This window comes from Ornithinimicrobium jinqii, from assembly GCF_045032595.1.
Lineage (GTDB): Bacteria > Actinomycetota > Actinomycetes > Actinomycetales > Dermatophilaceae > Ornithinicoccus.
The window spans coordinates 1-4,142 of record NZ_JBJFZS010000053.1 but is presented as its reverse complement, the minus strand read 5'-3'; the positions used below and the strand labels follow the sequence as shown (position 1 = coordinate 4,142).

Genomic DNA, 4,142 nt, shown 5'->3' with positions numbered 1-4,142 from the left:
TCATCGTGATGCTCCGTTCGAGAGTGCTGTGGAAGGTTCACTCGAAGGATCACGCGGTGACCGCGCCTACATCAGCAGGACACGCTCACCACCGTGGTCGTCGTACACCACTCTGGTGGACTCCACTCCATCATCTGCATGTCGCTCCGTTCTTGCTTCGTGGTTGTCGTGTTCCTGGTGACCTGAGCACAATCGCTGTCAGCGCCTGACCGGGTCCGGCGCCAGATGACCGCTGCCACCGCCGCCGCGGTGAGGGGGACCGTAGGGGCGACGATGGGGTCCATCCAGTGGTGCTTGACGTCCGCGCGCGCCGACCCCGCACGGGTATGCGGTCCCGCAGCTCCTCGCTCGAGCGGCTTGCAGGTGCTCCAGCAGCCGCAACCACTGCCGTTTCACCGTGCACTGGTTCATCCGCAGCGTCGGGCCCTTGTTCATGGCGTCACCGAGCTTCACGGCGCTGAACATCGGCCTGTAGGCGTCGGTGAGGCGGTCCGCCCCCGGGTGGTCGGTCACCCTCTTCAGGTGCACCACGATGTCGTCGTGCTCGGCGAAGTGGTAGGTCTCCGCGAACGTGCTCGCCGCCTCCAGCCGGTACTCCCGGTGGTCCACCACGATCACCCACCCGGCACCCATCAGCCACGCCGAGCGTCCGGCATACAGCCCGACCGGGCCGGCACCGACGACGGGCACGGTGTCGCCCTCGGCGATGTCGGCGAGCTGGGCGCAAGAGAGGCACGACCCGCAGTCACGTTGAACGGCACCATGACGCGGTCCCCCACCTGCAGCCGCTCCACCGAGGCACCCACCTCGTGGACCACGCCGATGAACTCGTGACCGAACGTCGTGCCGACCCGCGTGTCCGGCATCAGACCGTGGTAAAGGTGCAGGTCAGAGACGCAGATCGCGGCCGGCTTGCACCGTCCGATCGCGTCGTTGGGTGCTCGATCGCCGGCACGCCCTTCTCCTGCACGCGAGCCCGGTACGGGCCGCGGTAGACCATCGCACGCATGAGCGACTCCTCTTCTGCTGTCAGGCCGTCGCCGGCATGGGGACTTCTCGGCGGAGCGGGTGCTGCAGGTAGGCAGTCGCGCCGGTGACCTGTCGGAACCGACCCGAGCTCGCGGTGATGACGTCCTCGACGTCGGTCGGTGCCCCGTCGTAGGGGTGGGATGCGTGCACCCGGGGCATGACCAGCCGCCAGTCTCGAGCCGTCATCGCGAAGGAGTCGCACCACCGGCGTCCGGGGACCGTGGTCGGACCAGGGGTGTGCGCACGGTCGCCGAGGAACGCGTCCAGGTCTCCAGCGACGGGATAACCCACTGATGGCGCCGGGGCAAGCCCGTCCACGACGCTGTGCCACAACGTGGGTGTGGACGACTGGCCGCATGTTGCCGCTTGTGCGAGGACCTGCAGGAGCCGGCGGCTGGGGATGCAGCTGACAGACAGGAAGATGAGGACGTCTGCACCACCCTCCAGGGCAGCGCGCCCGGCGGCGTGCAGGCCGGGCAGGAACGCGTCCCGGCTCGGGGGCACCGGCAGGACGGGCACCACCGTGGTCCACCGGTCCGAGGCGATGGGCAACCGGCCGCGGGTGAGCGCTCGGTCACGGATCGAGGTCACGACGTGGACGTCCGGAGGCCAGGTGCTGACGGCCAGTCCGTCGACGTGGGAGAGCAGATGGTCGTGCTCACCGCTGACCATGGTGAGCACCGCGATACGGGGGCGGCCCGTCCGAGCCGTGTCGTGACAGATCATGACGCACTTCCAACGATGTTGGTGGCGCCCCGATCTGCTAGAAGCTGTGCTCAGCATGGCCGAGAACAGGCGCTGGCGCAACACCCCTTGCACGGCCGTCGGAACCCCGGTCGTGGCTCGACCCGGTCAGGACTTCGGCACGGTCCGAGTGGTGACCAGCTCGCTGGCGACCCGGAGGAGCTTGATGTTCTGGTGGGACGAGACCCGGACCAGCACCTCGAAGGCGCGGTCGGCAGAGAGGTCGAAGCGCTCCATCAAGATTCCTTGCGCCTGGCCGATGACGGTGCGGGTCGTCACCGCCACATGCAGGTGCTCGTCGTTCAGCTCGGCCGCGACCGCGACGGCGACCTGGGCTGCCAGGGCGAGGGCGTTGTCGATGGCGTCCTGGTCGAACGCGTCACCGGTGCGTGAGAACAGGTCGAGTGCGCCAAGCGTGTCCCTGGTCGTGAACAACCGGTAGCTCAGGACGCTGCGCACGCCGATCTCATGGATGCGCGGGCCCCACCTCGGCCAGCGCTCGTCGCTGCTCAGGTCCGGGGCGTACACCGTCTCGTGGTGGCGCAGCGCGTCCACGGCGGGGCCTTCGGCGAGCTCGTGCTGGAGGGCGTGCATCACGAGCACTGCCTCGTCGCTGGCGGCACGGGTATGGACGCCGCGGGAGTCGGCGATCGAGACACCAGCCAGGTCGCAACCCTCGATGATGCTGGTCGCTGCGGTCACGGCCATCTCCAGGGTCCGCTGGGTGCCCGTCTCGTTCTGCAAGGACCGTGCCACAGCAGACAGCTCCTCGAGGAACTGCTCCGCGCTGCTCATGCTTCAGATCGTCTCATCCGTGCCAGCTCGGCCGGCCACCGCAACGCGCCACTCACTCGTCTGCCGCTCTACCGGGTGAGGCGAGCAGGTAGGGCGTACCGTCAACAGCAGGCGGACGTTTGGGGGCCCCCGGAAGGTCCGCCCAGGCCTGCTGAGTCCGGAAGAGGGCTCGGCAGGCCGCCCTATCGGGAGCATCCGTCGAACGCATCCGCCTGGCCCGCTCGACGCACGCACGATCACTCCGTGAACTGCGTGGCGCCAGCGCTATCTCGTTTGGATCACACCCCTGAGGGTGAGTTATTTGGTCTGGACCCAGCAAGTATTGACGTACCGTTGTTCGTGCAGGAAAGCCTCGCGGGAATGCGGGTCTGCAACCGATACCAAAAAACCGTTCCCTGTGCCGCACCCTGTTGCGCGCCCACCCACGCGAGCACCACATCCCCGACTTCACGAAGGAATCCCCCATGTCGAACACCACCGAGCACGACACCACCAACCGCGTCGCTGCCCGTCTGGGCACCGAGACCAAGCCCTCCACGAAGACCACCGAGTTCTTCGTCTACCTGGCCGCCGTCGCCGCCATCGTCATCACGGCCTTCGTCGTCGGGGACAACGGCACCGACGGTGGCGGGGAGGGCGACCCCTTCGGCGCCGAGCAGGCGATGCGCTACATCACCTTCCTCACCATCGGCTACATGATCGCCCGCGGCCTGGCGAAGTCCGGCAGCCGCGAGAGCCACGTCGCCCGCGACCACAGCTGAGTCACGACTACTCAGCGCTGAACGCCACAGGCCGCTGAGCGACGCTCCAGGGCCGGCCGACGCACCAGCGTCGGTCGGCCTTCGTCGTCCGACGACGGAGGCCGAGGCAATGTGTCCGCGAGGCTCGGCGCACGGAAGTAGCGCGCGCTGCCGTTCGGTGCAACCGGTGGGCGTCAAACCGTTTGTCGTCGTCCACGAGACCAAGAGTCCGGAGCACGCATGGGCGCCCCCCCACCCAAGAACGCCAGCAAGGCTCTCCGCCGATCTGAGGGGTTCTGATGCCCACTGCAGAGAGAAGTGCGGCCGGGGAGCAGGAGCCGATCCGCGGACGAAGACAGGGATCAACCTGGACCGCCGCACGGTGCTCTCCGGGTTCCTGTTCGGGTGCGGGATCGCGGCGTCGATGGTCGACCTGTTCATCTTCCACCTCGGCCTGCAGTGGCACCACTTCTACGATCTGTCGACCACGCGGGTGGCACTGACCGCTGATGGCTTCTTCCACGCCTTCGGGTGGTTCATCACGATCTGGGGGCTGTTCCTGCTGGCCGACGTACGCCGAGGTGCCGAGGTGCCGGCGGCCCGATGGGGCGGGGCTGTGGTGGCCGGGGTCGGGTTCTTCCAACTCTTCGACGGGCTGGTGTTCCACAAGGTCCTGCGGATCCACCAGATCCGCTACGCCGTGAACCGGCTCTTCACAGATGAGGGTGTAGAGAGCGCTGGCGCGTCGGTCCGGGGGTAGGTGTCGAGGTCTTCCGAAGATGGAGGTTCCTACGCCAGCCATCCGAAAGACCTCGACGTGCCCGACGCTACCTT

The 4,142-nt window shown here is 67.6% G+C and carries 4 protein-coding genes and 1 pseudogene; 2 read left to right on the top strand and 3 right to left on the bottom strand.

Annotation, left to right across the window (positions count from 1 at the left end; all coding sequences use genetic code 11):
- Positions 1 to 354 precede the first annotated feature (354 nt).
- From ACI3ET_RS16220 to ACI3ET_RS16210, 3 genes and pseudogenes are all read right to left on the bottom strand, one after another.
- Positions 355 to 1,009, bottom strand: a pseudogene (locus ACI3ET_RS16220) (alcohol dehydrogenase catalytic domain-containing protein); the annotation flags it as partial.
- A gap of 20 nt (positions 1,010 to 1,029) precedes the next feature.
- Positions 1,030 to 1,755 carry a hypothetical protein gene (locus tag ACI3ET_RS16215; RefSeq protein WP_405034105.1) on the bottom strand — a complete coding sequence of 242 codons (726 nt, stop codon included), beginning with the start codon at positions 1,753 to 1,755 and terminating at the stop codon, positions 1,030 to 1,032.
- A gap of 126 nt (positions 1,756 to 1,881) precedes the next feature.
- A complete protein-coding gene (locus ACI3ET_RS16210) occupies positions 1,882 to 2,568 on the bottom strand; it encodes a GAF and ANTAR domain-containing protein (RefSeq protein WP_405034104.1) in 687 nt (228 codons plus the stop codon).
- Positions 2,569 to 3,032: 464 nt separating this feature from the next.
- Between ACI3ET_RS16210 and ACI3ET_RS16205 the strand changes: the two genes are divergently transcribed.
- Both ACI3ET_RS16205 and ACI3ET_RS16200 read left to right on the top strand, forming a co-directional pair.
- Positions 3,033 to 3,329 carry a hypothetical protein gene (locus tag ACI3ET_RS16205; protein ID WP_405034103.1) on the top strand — a complete coding sequence of 99 codons (297 nt, stop codon included), beginning with the start codon at positions 3,033 to 3,035 and terminating at the stop codon, positions 3,327 to 3,329.
- A gap of 361 nt (positions 3,330 to 3,690) precedes the next feature.
- Positions 3,691 to 4,068, top strand: a complete 378-nt coding sequence (locus ACI3ET_RS16200; RefSeq protein ID WP_405034102.1) for a DUF2243 domain-containing protein — start codon at positions 3,691 to 3,693, stop codon at positions 4,066 to 4,068.
- Positions 4,069 to 4,142: the final 74 nt, after the last annotated feature.